This window comes from Flavobacterium sp. (genome assembly GCF_044341265.1).
In the GTDB taxonomy this organism is placed as follows: domain Bacteria; phylum Bacteroidota; class Bacteroidia; order Flavobacteriales; family Flavobacteriaceae; genus Flavobacterium.
In genome coordinates this window covers 76,044-92,096 of record NZ_JBIISA010000002.1, presented here as the reverse complement: position 1 = coordinate 92,096, position 16,053 = coordinate 76,044, and the positions used below count along the sequence as shown (strand labels likewise).

The window sequence follows — 16,053 nt, the reverse complement described above, 5'->3', positions numbered from 1 at the left end:
CAAAGAAGTGGTTGTGAAAAATGAAGTGATATTATTTTTGTTGTTCATCATACATTTCAAAAGTAGTATTTTTTGTTAATCAAAAAAATGTTGTTTGTATTTTTATGAATATCACAATTTTACATCGTTATCGCATTTGAAATAAATTATTTGAATCGTTATAAAAGCTAAAAATTATTGATTTGATAATAAAATAGAAGTTAAAATAGTTGTATTTTAACAATTGTTTGCTGAATTTTGAGCTCAAATTACATTCAAAAATGGAGCATTCGCATTACATCAGTTCGGAAGTGTTGCAATTAGAGACTTTGCAAGACATTATATCGCAACACAAACCAATTGCCTTATCGGAAGAAGCTAAAATCAATATTCAAAAATGCCGTGAGTATTTGGATAAAAAAATGGCTTCGCACGACAAACCGATTTACGGAATCAATACTGGTTTTGGCTCGTTATGTAATGTGATTATATCTGATGAAAACTTATCGCAACTTCAAGAAAACTTAGTGAAGTCACATGCTTGTGGAACTGGAGATGAAGTGCCACAAGAGATTGTAAAAATCATGTTGTTGCTTAAAATTCAGAGTTTGAGTTATGGAAATTCTGGTGTTCAATTACAAACGGTTGAGCGTTTAGTTGATTTTTATAACAATGATATTTTGCCTGTAATTTATACTCAAGGTTCGCTTGGTGCAAGTGGTGATTTGGCTCCGTTGGCTCATTTGTCATTGCCATTGTTAGGTGAAGGAGAAGTGAATTATGAAGGATTTCGTCAACCAGCAAAAAAGGTTTTGGATAAAATGGGTTGGAAACCAATCGTTTTGCAATCTAAAGAAGGTTTGGCTTTACTAAATGGAACACAATTTATGAGTTCGTATGGAAGTTATATTTTGCTAAAAGCGATGAAGTTTTCGTATTTGGCTGATGTGATTTCGGCAATTTCATTGGAAGGATTTGATGGAAGAATCGAGCCTTTTAATGAATTGATACATTATGTTCGTCCACATAAAGGACAGATTGTGACTGCTAAACGTATGACAGAATTGTTGGAAGACAGTCAAATTATTGCTCAAGAAAAACAACACGTTCAAGATCCTTATTCATTCCGTTGTATTCCTCAAGTGCATGGTGCTTCAAAAGATACAATTGATTATGTAAAGAAAGTTTTTAAGACTGAAATCAATTCGGTTACGGATAATCCTAATATTTTTGTAGGTGAAGATGTGATTATTTCTGGTGGAAATTTTCATGGACAACCTTTAGCTTTGGCTTTAGATTTCTTAGCGATTGCTTTATCAGAACTAGGAAGTATTTCAGAAAGAAGAACGTATCAGTTGATATCTGGTTTGCGTGGTTTGCCTGCTTTTTTAGTTGACAATCCTGGTTTGAATTCAGGTTTTATGATTCCACAATACACTGCTGCAAGTATCGCTAGTCAGAACAAACAATTGGCAACTCCGGCAAGTATTGATAGTATTGTTTCCAGTAATGGTCAAGAAGATCACGTTTCGATGGGAGCAAATGCTGCAACTAAATGCTTAAAAATAATGGAAAATTTAGAGCGCATTTTGGCCATTGAATTGATGAATGCTTCGCAAGCTATTGAATTTAGAAGACCTTTACAATCAAGTGCATTTATTGAAATGTTTTTAAAATCGTATCGTGAAGAAGTTCCATTTGTAAAAGAAGATAGAATTCTACATTATGATATTGAAAAATCAGTTGTGTTTTTGAATACTTTTTTGATTGATTTCGAGGATTAATTTATAACACCAAACTCAAAATCCCCAAAATAGCAGGAACAGCTTGAACGAACAAAATTCGTTTAGAAGCCGTCACGGCACCATAAATTCCTGCAATTAAAATACATATAAGAAAAAATAACGCTACATTTTTACTCCAAATTGAATCCGAAATAAAGAGTGACCAAATCAATCCTGCAGCCAGAAATCCGTTGTATAAACCTTGATTGGCTGCCATAACTTTGGTTTTTTCAAATTGATCTTCGGGAATAGTTTTGAATACTTTTTTGGCACGTGTTGTCCATGCAAACATTTCTAACCAAAGAATGTAAAGGTGAATAAAAGCAATAAATCCGACAATAAGTTGAGAAGTTATATTCATTTTTAATTGTTTAAATTTCCTAATGTTTTATGAATTTTTCTTTTGTGATGGGTTTGTTTCAAATGGTTGTCACCAGAAATAATGCTGATGCTTCCGTCAATTTCGAACATAGCTAATTTAACATCTTTATAAAATTCTACACCATGTTCGCGCATGGCTTCTTTTAGTTCATCATCTGTTATTCCTAATCTTCCAATGGTTTTGAATTCTATTTTTCCATTATGAATAAGAATTTCAGGAGTATCTTGAACTAAATTTTTTATAAATTCTGATTTAGACATCACTTTTTTGAAAATATAATTTATTGCAAAAAGAGCTAATGCAGCTACAATTCCACCATAAAGTGATGTGTTATTTCCAACCATAGCATTTTGAACCGAATTACTAATCAGTAAAATCAAGATTACATCTGCTGTATTTAATTGAGATAATTGTTTTTTTCCAAAAATTCGGAGCGCAATAATCATAAAAAAATAAACAGAAACACTTCGTATAGTAATATCTAAATAAGGATCCATAAGCTATTTATTTTTCACTATTTACTAATCACTTCTTCTTAATATTGCTTTCAATTGCTTTAATCATTTCACCAGCAATATCTTTATTAGTTGCACCTTCAATTCCTTCTAATCCTGGCGAAGAATTTACTTCCAATAAAAGCGGTCCTTTTGAAGAACGAATTATATCAACTCCTGCAACTCTTAAGTCCATAGCTTTGGCAGCTTTTATTGCAATTCGTTTTTCATCAGCTGTTGGTTTCACAATTGATGCCGTTCCGCCCATGTGAATGTTGGCTCTAAATTCGCCTGGCGCAGCTTCACGTTGAATCGATGCAACTACTTTTCCGTCAACTACAAATAATCGCAAATCTTTTCCGTTGGCTTCTTTTATAAATTCTTGTACTAAGATATTGGCATTCAAACTTTTGAAAGCATTAATTACCGATTCGGCAGCTTTTTTGGTTTCGGCTAAAACGACTCCTTTTCCTTGCGTTCCTTCTAATAATTTTACAATTAAAGGTGAACCACCAACCATTTTTATCAAATCGTCGGTATCTAAAGGTGAGTTAGCAAATCCGGTTGTTGGAATATCGACACCATTTCTAAGTAATAATTGTAACGAAAATAACTTATCTCGTGATTGTGTTATGGCTGCAGCTGAATTCAAACAATAGACTTTCATGGCTTCAAATTGTCGAGTCAAAGCACAACCATAAAAAGTAATACTTGGTCGGATTCTAGGGATTACAGCATCAAAATTATCTAAAACTTTTCCGCCACGATAATGAATTTCTGGCGTATCGGCATCTAGTTTCATATAACATTCTTTGATGTTTAGAAAATGCATTTCATGACCTCGCATTTCGCCGGCTTCCATAATTCGTCTGTTGCTATATAACTCAGGATTACTAGCTAATAAACCAATACGTAAACCTGTTTTATTTGGAATTGCATTGACATATAAATCTTTTAAGTTTTCAATAGTGGTTTGTCCTAAAAGATATTTTTGTTCGGGATCAACTAAAATTCTTCCGCTCATTGCTTCACGTCCAAGTAGCATTCTAAATCCCATTGAATCTCGATTAGTAAGTGTCATTTCGATTTTCCAAGAGTCATTTCCGAGTTTGATTTCAGTTTGAATGACATAACGTTGTTCACGAAAACCACTCGAACTTTTTACAATTCGTTTGTCAATTAACAATGCCTCGCAATGAATAACGGTTTTGAGATTGTTTTGAATAGGGTTGATGTCAAATTTAACCCAATTGATTCCGTCTTTTACAAAAGGCGCAATGTTTATGGCGTGTAATGCAGATGTTTTTGCACCTGAATCAACACGTGCTTTAATTGCTGGAATTCCAAGTTCGGGAAAGGAACACCATTCTTCTGAACCTAGTATGATTTTGTTTTGTTGCATTTGCTTTAAAAAATTAAGCCACGAATTACAGGAATTTTCACTAATTATTTAGAGTAATTCAAGTATTTCGTGGCTGAAATATTGAGGTTTAAATTTTTTAACTTGTTGGCTCTTCTTTCTTTTGAACTCTTACATTCAATTCGTCAGCGCCATCTTCGATATCCATAAAAATTTCGTCACCAGAATTGATTTTAGAAGTGATAATTTCTTCAGCAAGCGTATCTTCAACATATTTTTGAATAGCTCTTTTTAATGGTCTTGCGCCAAATTGTTTATCAAATCCTTTTTCTGCGATGTAGGCTTTTGCTTTATCAGATAAATTTAATGTATATCCTAAATCAGCTACACGTGCATAAAGTTTTTTCAATTCGATTTCGATGATTTTGTCAATATCATGTTTTTCTAATGAGTTGAATACAATTACATCATCAATTCTGTTAAGGAATTCAGGTGCAAAAGTTTTCTTCAAGGCATTTTCGATGATTCCTTTCGAATGGTCATCGGCTTGAGCTACTTTGGCAGCAGTACCGAAACCAACACCTTGACCAAAATCTTTCAGTTGACGAGCACCAACGTTAGAAGTCATAATAATGATAGTATTTTTGAAGTCAATTTTACGACCTAAACTATCAGTTAAATAACCATCATCAAGAACTTGTAACATCATATTAAAAACATCTGGATGTGCTTTTTCAATTTCATCAAGCAATACAACGCAATACGGTTTTCTTCTTACTTTTTCTGTTAATTGTCCACCTTCTTCATAACCAACATATCCTGGAGGTGCACCAATTAAACGAGAAATAGCAAATTTTTCCATGTATTCACTCATATCAATACGAATTAACGCATCTTCTGAATCGAATAATTCTTTTGCCAATACTTTAGCTAATTGTGTTTTTCCAACTCCTGTCGAACCTAAGAAAATAAACGAACCAATAGGACGATTTGGATCTTTCAATCCGGCACGATTTCTTTGAATTGAACGAGCAATTTTTAGCACAGCTTCGTTTTGCCCAATTACCTTACCTTGAAGTAGTTCGGGAAGATTAGCTAATTTATTACTTTCAGTTTGAGCAATTCTATTTACAGGAATTCCTGTCATCATTGAAACAACATCAGCAACGTTATCTTCTGTAACTTGAATACGATTGTTTTTAGAATCTTCTTCCCATTGTTCTTGAGCAATAGCAAGTTCTTTTTCTAGTTTCTTTTCGTCATCACGAAGTTTGGCCGCTTCTTCATATTTCTGTCTTTTTACAACCGAATTTTTAAGCTCACGAACTTCTTCTAACTGACGTTCTAAATCCAAAATTTGTTTTGGAACATCAATATTTGTGATATGAACTCTTGAACCAGCTTCATCTAAAGCGTCAATTGCTTTGTCTGGTAAAAAGCGTTCCGACATGTATCTATCTGTAAGTTTTACACATGCTTCAATAGCTTCATCAGTATAAGTTACATTGTGATGGTCTTCATATTTGTTTTTGATGTTGTTTAAAATAGTGATTGTTTCCACTACTGAAGTTGGTTCTACAATTACTTTTTGGAAACGTCTTTCTAATGCACCATCTTTTTCAATATATTGTCTGTATTCATCAAGTGTTGTAGCACCAATACATTGTATTTCGCCTCTTGCTAAAGCAGGTTTGAACATGTTTGAGGCATCAAGCGAACCAGTTGCTCCGCCAGCGCCAACAATAGTGTGAATTTCGTCAATGAATAGAATGATATCGTCGTTTTTCTCCAACTCATTCATTACGGCTTTCATTCGCTCTTCAAATTGTCCGCGGTATTTTGTTCCAGCAACTAAACTTGCTAAATCTAAAGTTACAACCCTCTTATTAAAAAGAATTCTTGAAACTTTCTTTTGGATAATTCTCAAGGCCAAACCTTCAGCAATAGCTGATTTACCAACTCCAGGTTCACCTATTAATAAAGGATTATTTTTCTTTCTACGGCTTAAAATTTGAGAAACTCTTTCAATTTCTTTTTCACGACCGACAACTGGATCCAGTTTTCCTTCTTCTGCCATTTCTGTCAAATCACGACCAAAGTTGTCCAAAACAGGAGTTTTAGATTTCTTGTTAGATTTGTTGGCAGGTGTGTTAAAACTATCACCTTTCATGCTGTCATCTTGACCTGAATCTTCATTGAACGATTCGTTTCTTGGTAAATTTTCTAAAAAATCTTCGTCTTTTGGTGTCATATCTAAATATTGTTCTTTCGCTATTTCATAATCGATTTTCATCTTATTTAATAGCTTTGTTGTGGGATCATTTTCGTTTCTCAATATACACAACAATAAATGTGCCGTGCTAATTGAGGTGCTTTGAAAAACTTTAGCTTCAAGAAAAGTCGTCTTTAAAGCACGTTCTGCTTGTCTTGTTAAGTGTAAGTTTTTCTTTTCGATGCTAGTTTCTGCATTAGGATTTGGCGGACTTAAAACTTCAACTTTACGTCGTAAATGGTCTAAATCAACAGAAAGATTATTCAATATATTGATTGCCTTTCCGTTTCCATCTCTCAAAATTCCAAGCATAAGGTGTTCAGTGCCAATAAAATCATGGCCTAAACGTAATGCTTCTTCCTTACTGTAGGTAATAACATCTTTAACTCTTGGAGAAAAATTATCATCCATATCTATAATTGTATTATTGAGGTAAATTTAGTGAATTACTTGAATTATTACAAATATCATTCCGTGTAAAACACTTGTCAGTAAATTGACAAAAAAAAAATTAAATATAATGATAACAATATGGTAATTTATTAACCATTTTATCAGTCAAATTTGTTAATAAATCATTGAAATTAGTGTTTGAAAATGCTTTTAAAAATACCAAAAAGATGTATATTGCACGTTTGAATTCTAAATTAATTTATTTTAAAAATTTATAAATATGTCTGACGGAGAAAAGTTAATTCCTATTAACATTGAAGACGAAATGAAGTCAGCTTACATCGATTATTCGATGTCAGTTATTGTATCAAGAGCATTACCAGATGTACGTGATGGTTTAAAACCAGTACACAGAAGAGTACTTTACGGAATGTATGATTTAGGAGTTTTTTCTAATAGAGCTCACAAGAAATCCGCAAGAATTGTTGGAGAAGTTTTAGGTAAGTACCATCCACACGGTGATACTTCGGTATATGATGCAATGGTTCGTATGGCTCAAGAATGGAGTTTACGTTATTTATTAATTGATGGTCAAGGTAACTTTGGTTCAGTTGATGGTGATAGTCCTGCAGCAATGCGTTATACTGAGGCAAGAATGAAAAAGATGTCGGAAGACATTATGGCAGATATCGATAAAGAAACTGTTGATTTCAAATTGAACTTTGACGATACTTTATATGAGCCAACAGTAATGCCAACACGTGTTCCAAATTTATTAATAAATGGAGCATCAGGAATTGCAGTAGGTATGGCTACAAATATGGCACCTCATAACTTAACAGAAGTTATTGACGGAACATTAGCTTATATAGACAATGAAGAAATAGAAATTGACGAATTAATGAACCATATCAAAGCTCCAGATTTTCCAACTGGTGGTGTGATTTATGGTTATGAAGGAGTTCGTGAGGCATTCAAAACAGGAAGAGGTAGAATTGTAATGCGTGCTAAAGTTGGCTTTGAAGAAGTTGACGGAAGAGAATCGATTATTGTTACCGAAATTCCTTACCAAGTTAACAAAGCTGAAATGATTAAGAAAACAGCTGACTTGGTCAATGAGAAAAAAATTGAAGGTATTGCCAACATTCGTGACGAATCGGATAGAAATGGTATGCGTATCGTATATATTTTAAAACGTGATGCTGTTGCTAATGTAGTTTTGAATACCTTATATAAATATACTCAATTACAATCTTCTTTCAGTGTAAATAATATTGCATTAGTAAAAGGAAGACCTCAAATGTTGAATCTGAAAGATTTGATTCATTATTTTGTAGAGCACCGTCATGATGTTGTAGTTAGAAGAACGCAATTTGAATTAAGAAAAGCTGAAGAAAGAGCTCACATTTTAGAAGGTTTAATAATTGCTTCAGATAATATTGATGAAGTAATTGCATTAATTCGAGCTTCTAAAGATGGTGAAGAGGCAAGAACTAAATTAATTGAAAGATTTAGTTTATCAGATATTCAAGCTCGTGCTATTGTTGAAATGCGTTTGAGACAATTAACAGGTCTTGAGCAAGATAAACTTCGTGCAGAGTATGAAGAAATCATGAAATTAATCAATCATTTAAAAGAATTATTAGCTAGCAAAGAAATGCGTATGGCTTTAATCAAAGAAGAGTTGATTGAAATTAGAGATAAATATGGCGATGAACGTCGTTCTGTGATTGAATATGCAGGTGGCGATGTTAGTATCGAAGATTTAATTGCCGATGAAAATGTAGTAATTACAATTTCGCATGCAGGTTATATCAAACGTACCTCTTTGACAGAATACAAAACTCAAAATAGAGGAGGAGTTGGACAAAAAAGTGCTGGAACAAGAGATCAAGATTTCTTAGAGCATTTATTTGTAGCAACGAATCACAACTACTTATTGATTTTTACTCAAAAAGGAAAATGTTATTGGATGCGTGTTTACGAAATTCCAGAAGGAAACAAGCAAAGTAAAGGTCGTGCGCTTCAAAACCTTATCAACATTGAAAGTGATGATAAAGTAAAAGCATTTATATGTACTCAAGATTTGAAAAATCAAGAATACGTTAAAAATCATTACATCATTATGGCTACTAAAAAAGGTCAAGTGAAGAAAACATCTTTAGAAAAATATGCAAAACCAAGAGTAAATGGTGTTGCTGCCATTACAATTAAAGAAGATGATGAATTATTTGCAGCAGAACTAACAAATGGAAGTAGCCAAGTTTTAATTGCAGTTAAATCCGGTAAATTAGTTCGTTTTGAAGAAGCTAAAACTCGTCCAATGGGAAGAACAGCATCCGGAGTAAGAGGAATTAGATTGAGAGATGAACAAGATGAAGTAGTTGGAATGGTTTCTGTTGATGAAAATAGCATTAATGAAACACAATTATTATGTGTAACAGAAAATGGTTATGGAAAAAGAACCAAGCTTGAAGATGAAGGTGAATCAGTTTACCGAATAACAAACAGAGGTGGAAAAGGTGTAAAAACATTGAACATTACTGAAAAAACTGGTGCATTAGTTTCTATCAATACAGTTACTGATGCAGATGATTTAATGATTATCAACAAATCTGGTTTAACCATTAGAATGGATGTTTCTACATTGAGAGTTATGGGTAGAGCTACGCAAGGAGTTCGATTGATTAACTTAAAAGGAAGCGATTCTATTGCAGCCGTAACTAAAGTTATGAAAGATGAAGAGGAAGAAGCTATTGCAATTGATGGTGAAGAATTAGAAATTGATCCAAATGCAATTATCGAAGATGATGCAGATGATGACGATGATGCAGAAAATCAAGATGAAGATGCAGAAGAAGCAGAAGATGATTCTGAAGAATAATATTTTAAATTTAAAATAAAATGCAAAAGCTATGTTTTCCTTTAATTATTATTGGTGGCATAGCTTTTGTTAATTAACACAAAAAAAACAACAATTAAATAATACCATTATGAAAATTAAACAAATAATAATAGCTAGTACATTATTAGTTTCTGTTGCTTCTTTCTCCCAAAAAGATGAATTGAAAGCGTTAAAAAAAATATATGCTAAAGACATTCCAAGTGCCTCGGATATTGTTGAATACAAGTCTAATATCACTAAATTAGAAGCACTTGCAACTGAAGAAAACGACAAAGTTTATTCAAATTTTTACAAATGTATGCTTCCAATTATGGAAATTACTTCTCTTGGTCCAACTGCAACACCAGCTCAAATGATGAAATATGTTAATGTTAAATCGATTTCAGAATTAGCATCAGGTTTAAATGCAACTTTAGATTACGAGAAAAAAACAGGAAAGAAAATTTACACTGATGATATTATTGAAACAATTTCATCATTCAAACCTGAGATGTTGAATTATGCAATTGCATTAGGAAATCAAAAAAAACATAAAGAAACATCAGAAGTTTTATATTCAGTATATCAGTTAGATAAAAAAGAACCTGATAATTTATATTTCGCTGCTAATTATGCTGTTAATGGTTTGGATTATGAAAGTGCTTTGAAATATTATAAAGAATTGAAAGCAATAAATTATTCAGGTGAGAAGATTTTATATTTAGCTAAAAATAAAGCTTCAGGAGTAGAGGAAAACTTTTCAAAAAAAGTAGATAGAGATAATCTTGTAAAATTAGGAAGTCACATCCTTCCAAGAGAGGAAAAAGAACCTTCAAAAAAAGCAGAAATCACTAAGAATATTGCATTAATTTTAGTTGAATTAGATAGAAAAGATGAAGCTAAGGCAGCTCTTGCAGATGCTAGAAAAGAAAATCCAGATGATGTTAATCTTATAACCTATGAAGCAGACATTTATTTAAAAATGAATGATACAGAAAATTATAAAAGATTAATAAACGAAGCTTTGTCAAAAAGCCCTAACGATAAAATTTTATTATTTAATCTAGGAGTGACAAGTGGTAACGCAAATCAATTGGAAGATGCTGAAAAATATTATAAAAGAGTTATAGAAATTGACCCAAAATATACTGATGCTTATCTTAATCTATCTGATATCATTTTAAAACCAGACGCTAAAATTGTAAAGGATATGAATAATTTAGGGATGAGTTCAAAAGAACAAAAACAGTTTGAAACTTTAACGGCAGAACGTAAAAAAATATTTAATAAAGCAATGCCTTTTTTAGAAAAAGCTTATGAATTAGATCCAACTAATGAAGTTGTTAAAAGCAATTTAAAGTCAGTTTATAGTTTTCTAGAATTAAATGATAAAGTAAAAGCAATGAATTAGTATTGTTTTTAAACTAAAAAAAGCGTTCAAATTTTGAACGCTTTTTTTATTTATATGATTTTCTTAATAACTCTTAATCTGTGAGTATGTCTGTTGAGTTCAGCATTATAAATGCCTAAATGATCTAATCGGTCAATTCGTACCTTGCCACTTGCATGAATGATATAGTTATCTTCCAACATGATGCCAACGTGAATAATATTGCCTTCTTCATTGTCAAAAAACGCTAAGTCTCCAGGTTCACTTTCTTCAATAAAACTCAATACTTCTCCCTGACTGGCTTGTTGCGTAGCATCACGAAGTAGTTTGTATCCATTCAACTTGTAAACCATTTGGGTAAAACCAGAGCAATCAATACCAAATGGAGTTTTTCCACCCCAAAGATACGGTGCATTCAAATACATATAAGCTGTATTTATCAAACTTGCTTTAGACTTTATTCCACTTACTTTTAATCCTTCAAACTCATAGTTTTCTGTATTTATATCGCTATGATTTAAAAAGGATAGAGAAGCACCAAGTGTAACAGGAATTAAAATATTGTTTTTTGTTGAAATATATTCAACCAAATCAGAATTCAAAATAATAGCTTCTTTGCAAAGCATTTCATAATTTTCTTTCGAAATTATCTGATATTGTTTGCTGTCAATCCAGCCTTCATAATCATCAAAATGTAATCTTACTTTAGACCATTGTTTATTGTGCTCAAGAACTTCAAAATGTTCTCCAAAAAGTATTTGAGAGACAATTTCACTTCTGTCACTTGGTTCTATTCGTAAAGGAATTGTTGATAAATTACAAATGGCAAACATGCAATTTTGTTAGGTTTATAATTTTTAATTATGCTTTTTCTATAACGATTGCAGAAGCGCCACCACCACCATTACAGATAGCTGCAGCACCAATTTTCGCATTGTTTTGATGTAAAACGTTTATTAGTGTAACCACTATTCTTGCTCCAGAGCAACCTAGAGGATGACCTAATGAAACAGCACCTCCATTAACATTAACTTTGTCATTTGGTAAACCTAATATTTTTGCATTTGCCAAGCCAACTACAGAAAATGCTTCGTTGAATTCAAAATAATCAACATCTGAAATTGATAAGCCAGCTTTTGTTAACGCTTTTGGTAATGCTTTTGCAGGAGCAGTCGTAAACCATTTTGGTTCTTGAGCAGCATCTGCGTATGATTTTATGTAAGCTAATGGTTTTAATCCCATTGCTATTGCTTTTTCTTCACTCATCAATACAACTGCAGCTGCACCATCGTTAATAGTTGAAGCATTTGCAGCAGTTACAGTTCCTTCTTTGGTAAAAACAGCATTTAATGTTGGGATTTTATCCAATCTTACATTAGTATATTCTTCATCTTTAGTAACCATTATAGGATCTCCTTTTCTTTGCGGAACTGCAACAGGAACAATTTCTGAATCAAATTTTCCTGCATCCCATGCTTTTGCTGAACGCTCATAGGATTGAATTGCAAACGCATCTTGCTCTTCACGAGTAATTTTATATTCTGAAGCACATAAATCAGCTGCAACTCCCATAGCGTTATTATCGTATGCATCAACAAGTCCGTCTTTTTGCATTCCATCTTGCATTGATGTTGGTCCAAATTTAACCCCATTTCTCATGTGAACATAATGTGGAATCAGACTCATATTTTCCATTCCTCCAGCTACAACAATTTCGGCATCACCAGCCATAATAGCTTGTGCTCCAAACATAATTGATTTCATTCCAGAAGCACATACTTTGTTAACGGTTGTACAAGCAACTTCATTTGACAATCCTGCATAAATAGCGGCTTGTCTTGCTGGAGCTTGACCAACGCCAGCTTGTACTACATTACCCATAAAAACTTCGTCAACCAAATTTGGATCAAGATTGATTTTATTTAAAGCTCCTCTGATAGCAGCAGCACCCAAATGAGGTGCAGGTACAGTTGATAATGAACCCATAAAACTTCCAATAGGAGTTCTTACTGCAGAAACAATTACAATTTTTTTACTCATAATATTTATTATTTCCCCAAAGTTGGGATTAGTTTGTTAGTTTGCAATGCAAATTTACTATTTTTTAGGGAAAATTCATTTTACATTGAAAGATATTCGTTTATTAATTCAATATTAATAAAATATTAATTTCTATTTATTTGATTTTTAAGTATTTCATTAAAATGTGAGAATTATATCAAAAAAAAGAGTTTAAAATGTTGTAAATATTATAATGAAAGCTTACATTTGCAACCGCTTAAAGAGAAAAGTTCTTATATTATATATTGAATTTTGGAGAGTTGCCTGAGTGGCCGAAAGGACATGTTTGCTAAACATGCGTATGGGAAACTGTACCAAGGGTTCGAATCCCTTACTCTCCGCTTTTTTTGTTTTCGGGGTGTAGCGTAGCCCGGTTATCGCGCCTGCTTTGGGAGCAGGAGGCCGCAGGTTCGAATCCTGCCACCCCGACTTTTAATATTTTATATTAAAATTGGTTCCATAGCTCAGCTGGATAGAGCAACGCACTTCTAATGCGTAGGTCGAAGGTTCGAATCCTTCTGGGATCACAATTTAAACCTTCTTTTTCAAGAAGGTTTTTTTGTTTTAATATATTTCGTAAATTTCGAAATAAATATTTTTCGATGAACTTCAAGAGTTATTTTTTATCAATCCTCACTTTACTGATTTTTATTAGTTGTAAATCGACGGAAACTTCTTTTGTAAAAAGTAGAAAAACGTTATCCAATAACTATTTAACTGGAAATTCAATTGCTATTTATGACGGAATTAATGACACAACATTTGTAAATTTAAAAGACTTCAGTTCAGATTTTGTTTTTGATATGAAATATGCAACAGATGATAATTTTCTCAAAAGCAAAGTTTATGATTGCGATGAATGCTATTTAAGATTGAAGACCATAAAAAGTCTTGTTGAAGCTAACGAAGAATTTAAATCTTTAGGTTATAGAATAAAACTTTTTGATTGTTACAGACCTCTAGATATCCAAAAGAAAATGTGGATTATTATGCCTAATGCAGATTACGTAGCAAATCCAGCCAAAGGTTCTATTCACAATAGAGGAGGAGCGGTCGATATTACTTTGATAGATGAAAATGGGATTGAACTTGATATGGGAACCACATTTGACTTTTTCGGTCCTGAAGCAAGTCATAATTATCAAGATATTTCCAAAAAAATAAAAAAGAATAGAGCTTTACTAAAATCTGTTATGCTTAAGCACAATTTTAAATCGTTTGATTCTGAATGGTGGCACTACAATTTAATTGATAGTAGTAAAGACAATTTAGCTAATTTTAAATGGAATTGTGACTAAATTATTGAATACATTTTAAATAATTCATAAAATAATTGTCAGGAGCATAAGTCTTTTTATCTACTTCTGAATCCAATTCGCTTTTGCAAACATAATCAATTGCTTCTCCTGTATATTTAATTCTTATAAATGAAATTGGAGAAGTTTTTAAGTCTTCAAAATTATCTTTTACAAATAGAAAATACCCATTTAGAATTCTGACATTTTCTTTGTCATTCATAACTGAATTACCACATGTTTCTATTTCTGGTGAAATTAAAGTAACAATTTTGCCATTTGTAAGTTGGATGTAAATTTTAGAATTTTCATCAAAACATTTTGCAGCAATAAACTCCGAACTTTTACTTATCATTTGAATGTTTAATGATAAAAGCCCATCAGCATTAATTAATGAAAAGTAAATAGATGTTTGACTGTTTCCAAAAACTCTTTCATGCATTAAATATCCTTTAGTTGATTTGTAGGTACCAATGCTATCAGTGACATTTGAACTATAATCACAATCAGTTTGAGCAAATGAATTCAAAGAAAGTGTTAGAAAGAATGCTGTTAAAATTATCTTTTTCATTTAAAATTTTATTTTGTTGCAAATTAAAGCTATTTTATTTTCATTTTTATCGGTTGTGAAAAAACAATATTGATTTCCTCCATCTTTTATTTTCCATTTTTTTCTTATATTATCAACTGTATCAGGAAAATTTCTAACCGTCACATTCATTTTTTGATTGCTAAAGTTTTCAATCATATCTTTTTTAGAACAGTTAACTATTTTTTTAATTTGAAAAGCCCTTCCCGGAAAATCAATTAATTCATCTGAAGTATATAAATGGGAGTTTTTATGTAATTTATCTACAGAAAAAAAACTTGCAATTTGATTGAATCCGCCAGATTTCATAACTGCACTATTGGGTTCATAAAGATATTTTTTGGGAACACCATAGTTTACTTCGCTCTCAGAATTCATATCGAAATCAAAAACTTCTTTATTTTGCTTAGTAAAGTTTACTGTTTTAATCGATATTTCACCATTATAACCTTTTTCAATAATCCATAGAAGTTCTTTAACTTCATTATCTAGAGCTACAATATGTATTTGTTTTACATTCTTTAGTTCTTTCAATCCTGCTGAAATATCGAGTATTGGTGCAGTTTTAATCACAATATTATCGGAATACTCAAAATAAGTATCTTGTAAATCTGGAACATTTGGTAGGCAATCCTTCAACATGAAGACTTTTCCTTTTGCATCATTTCTTCTTGACGGGTCAATGTAAATCCAACTAAACTTTTGATTTAATTGTTCTAAAGTTTTAAGACTATCACCTTCAATACAATTGATATTTAAAGCATTTAATTGTTTGAAATTATGAGAAACTATTTCAGATAATTCAGGATTAATTTCACAATGAACGATGGTGTCAATTTTTTTTGAAAAATAATAATCATCAATTCCAAAGCCACCGGTCAAGTCTATTAAACTATCACCAGAAATAATTTCAGATTTATATTTTGCAGTAGCTTCTGACGATGTTTGCTCAATAGAAATTTTGCTTGGAAAAATAATAGTATCACCATTGAACCAAGTAGGAAGTTTATCTTTAGATTTGGTTCGAGATTCAATTTGATTTAATAAAACTTTAAACTCAATATGAGAAAACGGATTTTTTTTAAGTGCTAATTTTGAGGTGTCTAATCCAGTATTTTCAATAATAAATTTTTGAATTTCAGGATTTAAAATTTCATTAAATTTCATCTT

General features: G+C 31.9%; 12 protein-coding genes and 3 tRNA genes. 7 read left to right on the top strand and 8 right to left on the bottom strand.

Features of this window, described 5'->3' with window-relative positions; translation table 11 throughout:
* The first annotated feature begins 260 nt into the window (after positions 1-260).
* A complete protein-coding gene (hutH, locus tag ACIQ06_RS01565; RefSeq protein WP_396143355.1) occupies positions 261-1,763 on the top strand; it encodes a histidine ammonia-lyase in 1,503 nt (500 codons plus the stop codon).
* 1 nt (position 1,764) lies between these two features.
* Here hutH and ACIQ06_RS01560 read toward each other — a convergent pair whose 3' ends face one another.
* From ACIQ06_RS01560 to ACIQ06_RS01545, 4 genes are all read right to left on the bottom strand, one after another.
* Positions 1,765-2,124 carry a DUF1304 domain-containing protein gene (locus ACIQ06_RS01560; protein ID WP_396143353.1) on the bottom strand — a complete coding sequence of 120 codons (360 nt, stop codon included), beginning with the start codon at positions 2,122-2,124 and terminating at the stop codon, positions 1,765-1,767.
* A 2-nt stretch (positions 2,125-2,126) separates the two neighbouring features.
* On the bottom strand, positions 2,127-2,642 hold the full coding sequence (locus ACIQ06_RS01555; protein ID WP_396143351.1) for a DUF421 domain-containing protein: 516 nt from the start codon (positions 2,640-2,642) through the stop codon (positions 2,127-2,129).
* Positions 2,643-2,670: 28 nt separating this feature from the next.
* Positions 2,671-4,041 carry a 30S ribosomal protein S6--L-glutamate ligase gene (gene rimK / locus ACIQ06_RS01550; RefSeq protein WP_298307924.1) on the bottom strand — a complete coding sequence of 457 codons (1,371 nt, stop codon included), beginning with the start codon at positions 4,039-4,041 and terminating at the stop codon, positions 2,671-2,673.
* A 97-nt stretch (positions 4,042-4,138) separates the two neighbouring features.
* A complete protein-coding gene (locus tag ACIQ06_RS01545; RefSeq protein WP_396143347.1) occupies positions 4,139-6,682 on the bottom strand; it encodes an ATP-dependent Clp protease ATP-binding subunit in 2,544 nt (847 codons plus the stop codon).
* A gap of 262 nt (positions 6,683-6,944) precedes the next feature.
* On the opposite strand from ACIQ06_RS01545, the gene gyrA reads away from it, so the two are divergent.
* Both gyrA and ACIQ06_RS01535 read left to right on the top strand, forming a co-directional pair.
* Positions 6,945-9,548: a DNA gyrase subunit A gene (gyrA, locus tag ACIQ06_RS01540; protein ID WP_396143344.1), complete on the top strand. Its 2,604-nt coding sequence runs from the start codon at positions 6,945-6,947 to the stop codon at positions 9,546-9,548.
* Positions 9,549-9,657: 109 nt separating this feature from the next.
* Complete coding sequence (locus tag ACIQ06_RS01535; protein ID WP_396143341.1) at positions 9,658-10,959, top strand: hypothetical protein; 1,302 nt, start codon at positions 9,658-9,660, stop codon at positions 10,957-10,959.
* A gap of 50 nt (positions 10,960-11,009) precedes the next feature.
* Here ACIQ06_RS01535 and ACIQ06_RS01530 read toward each other — a convergent pair whose 3' ends face one another.
* Together ACIQ06_RS01530 and ACIQ06_RS01525 are read right to left on the bottom strand one after the other, a co-directional pair.
* Positions 11,010-11,771, bottom strand: a complete 762-nt coding sequence (locus ACIQ06_RS01530) for an NlpC/P60 family protein (RefSeq protein ID WP_396143338.1) — start codon at positions 11,769-11,771, stop codon at positions 11,010-11,012.
* Between the two features lie 28 nt (positions 11,772-11,799).
* Positions 11,800-12,978, bottom strand: a complete 1,179-nt coding sequence (locus ACIQ06_RS01525; RefSeq protein ID WP_396143336.1) for an acetyl-CoA C-acyltransferase — start codon at positions 12,976-12,978, stop codon at positions 11,800-11,802.
* Between the two features lie 275 nt (positions 12,979-13,253).
* On the opposite strand from ACIQ06_RS01525, the gene ACIQ06_RS01520 reads away from it, so the two are divergent.
* From ACIQ06_RS01520 to ACIQ06_RS01505, 4 genes are all read left to right on the top strand, one after another.
* Positions 13,254-13,340: transfer RNA gene (locus ACIQ06_RS01520), tRNA-Ser, on the top strand.
* A 13-nt stretch (positions 13,341-13,353) separates the two neighbouring features.
* Positions 13,354-13,428: transfer RNA gene (locus ACIQ06_RS01515), tRNA-Pro, on the top strand.
* A gap of 24 nt (positions 13,429-13,452) precedes the next feature.
* Positions 13,453-13,526 (top strand) — tRNA-Arg (locus tag ACIQ06_RS01510).
* Between the two features lie 75 nt (positions 13,527-13,601).
* Complete coding sequence (locus tag ACIQ06_RS01505; protein ID WP_396143334.1) at positions 13,602-14,297, top strand: M15 family metallopeptidase; 696 nt, start codon at positions 13,602-13,604, stop codon at positions 14,295-14,297.
* 1 nt (position 14,298) lies between these two features.
* Here the strand turns inward: ACIQ06_RS01505 and ACIQ06_RS01500 are convergent, their stop codons facing one another.
* The gene (locus tag ACIQ06_RS01500) at positions 14,299-14,865 is read right to left on the bottom strand and encodes a hypothetical protein (RefSeq protein ID WP_396143332.1); all 567 of its coding nucleotides are present in this window, start codon (positions 14,863-14,865) and stop codon (positions 14,299-14,301) included.
* A complete protein-coding gene (locus ACIQ06_RS01495) occupies positions 14,866-16,050 on the bottom strand; it encodes a class I SAM-dependent methyltransferase (protein ID WP_396143330.1) in 1,185 nt (394 codons plus the stop codon).
* Positions 16,051-16,053 lie beyond the last annotated feature (3 nt).

Coding starts and splice junctions, on each gene's coding strand:
- hutH (WP_396143355.1), top strand. CDS start 261: ATGGAGCATTCGCATTACATCAGTTCGGAAGTGTTGCAATTAGAGACT.
- ACIQ06_RS01560 (WP_396143353.1), bottom strand. CDS start 2,124: ATGAATATAACTTCTCAACTTATTGTCGGATTTATTGCTTTTATTCAC.
- ACIQ06_RS01555 (WP_396143351.1), bottom strand. CDS start 2,642: ATGGATCCTTATTTAGATATTACTATACGAAGTGTTTCTGTTTATTTT.
- rimK (WP_298307924.1), bottom strand. CDS start 4,041: ATGCAACAAAACAAAATCATACTAGGTTCAGAAGAATGGTGTTCCTTT.
- ACIQ06_RS01545 (WP_396143347.1), bottom strand. CDS start 6,682: ATGGATGATAATTTTTCTCCAAGAGTTAAAGATGTTATTACCTACAGT.
- gyrA (WP_396143344.1), top strand. CDS start 6,945: ATGTCTGACGGAGAAAAGTTAATTCCTATTAACATTGAAGACGAAATG.
- ACIQ06_RS01535 (WP_396143341.1), top strand. CDS start 9,658: ATGAAAATTAAACAAATAATAATAGCTAGTACATTATTAGTTTCTGTT.
- ACIQ06_RS01530 (WP_396143338.1), bottom strand. CDS start 11,771: ATGTTTGCCATTTGTAATTTATCAACAATTCCTTTACGAATAGAACCA.
- ACIQ06_RS01525 (WP_396143336.1), bottom strand. CDS start 12,978: ATGAGTAAAAAAATTGTAATTGTTTCTGCAGTAAGAACTCCTATTGGA.
- ACIQ06_RS01505 (WP_396143334.1), top strand. CDS start 13,602: ATGAACTTCAAGAGTTATTTTTTATCAATCCTCACTTTACTGATTTTT.
- ACIQ06_RS01500 (WP_396143332.1), bottom strand. CDS start 14,865: ATGAAAAAGATAATTTTAACAGCATTCTTTCTAACACTTTCTTTGAAT.
- ACIQ06_RS01495 (WP_396143330.1), bottom strand. CDS start 16,050: ATGAAATTTAATGAAATTTTAAATCCTGAAATTCAAAAATTTATTATT.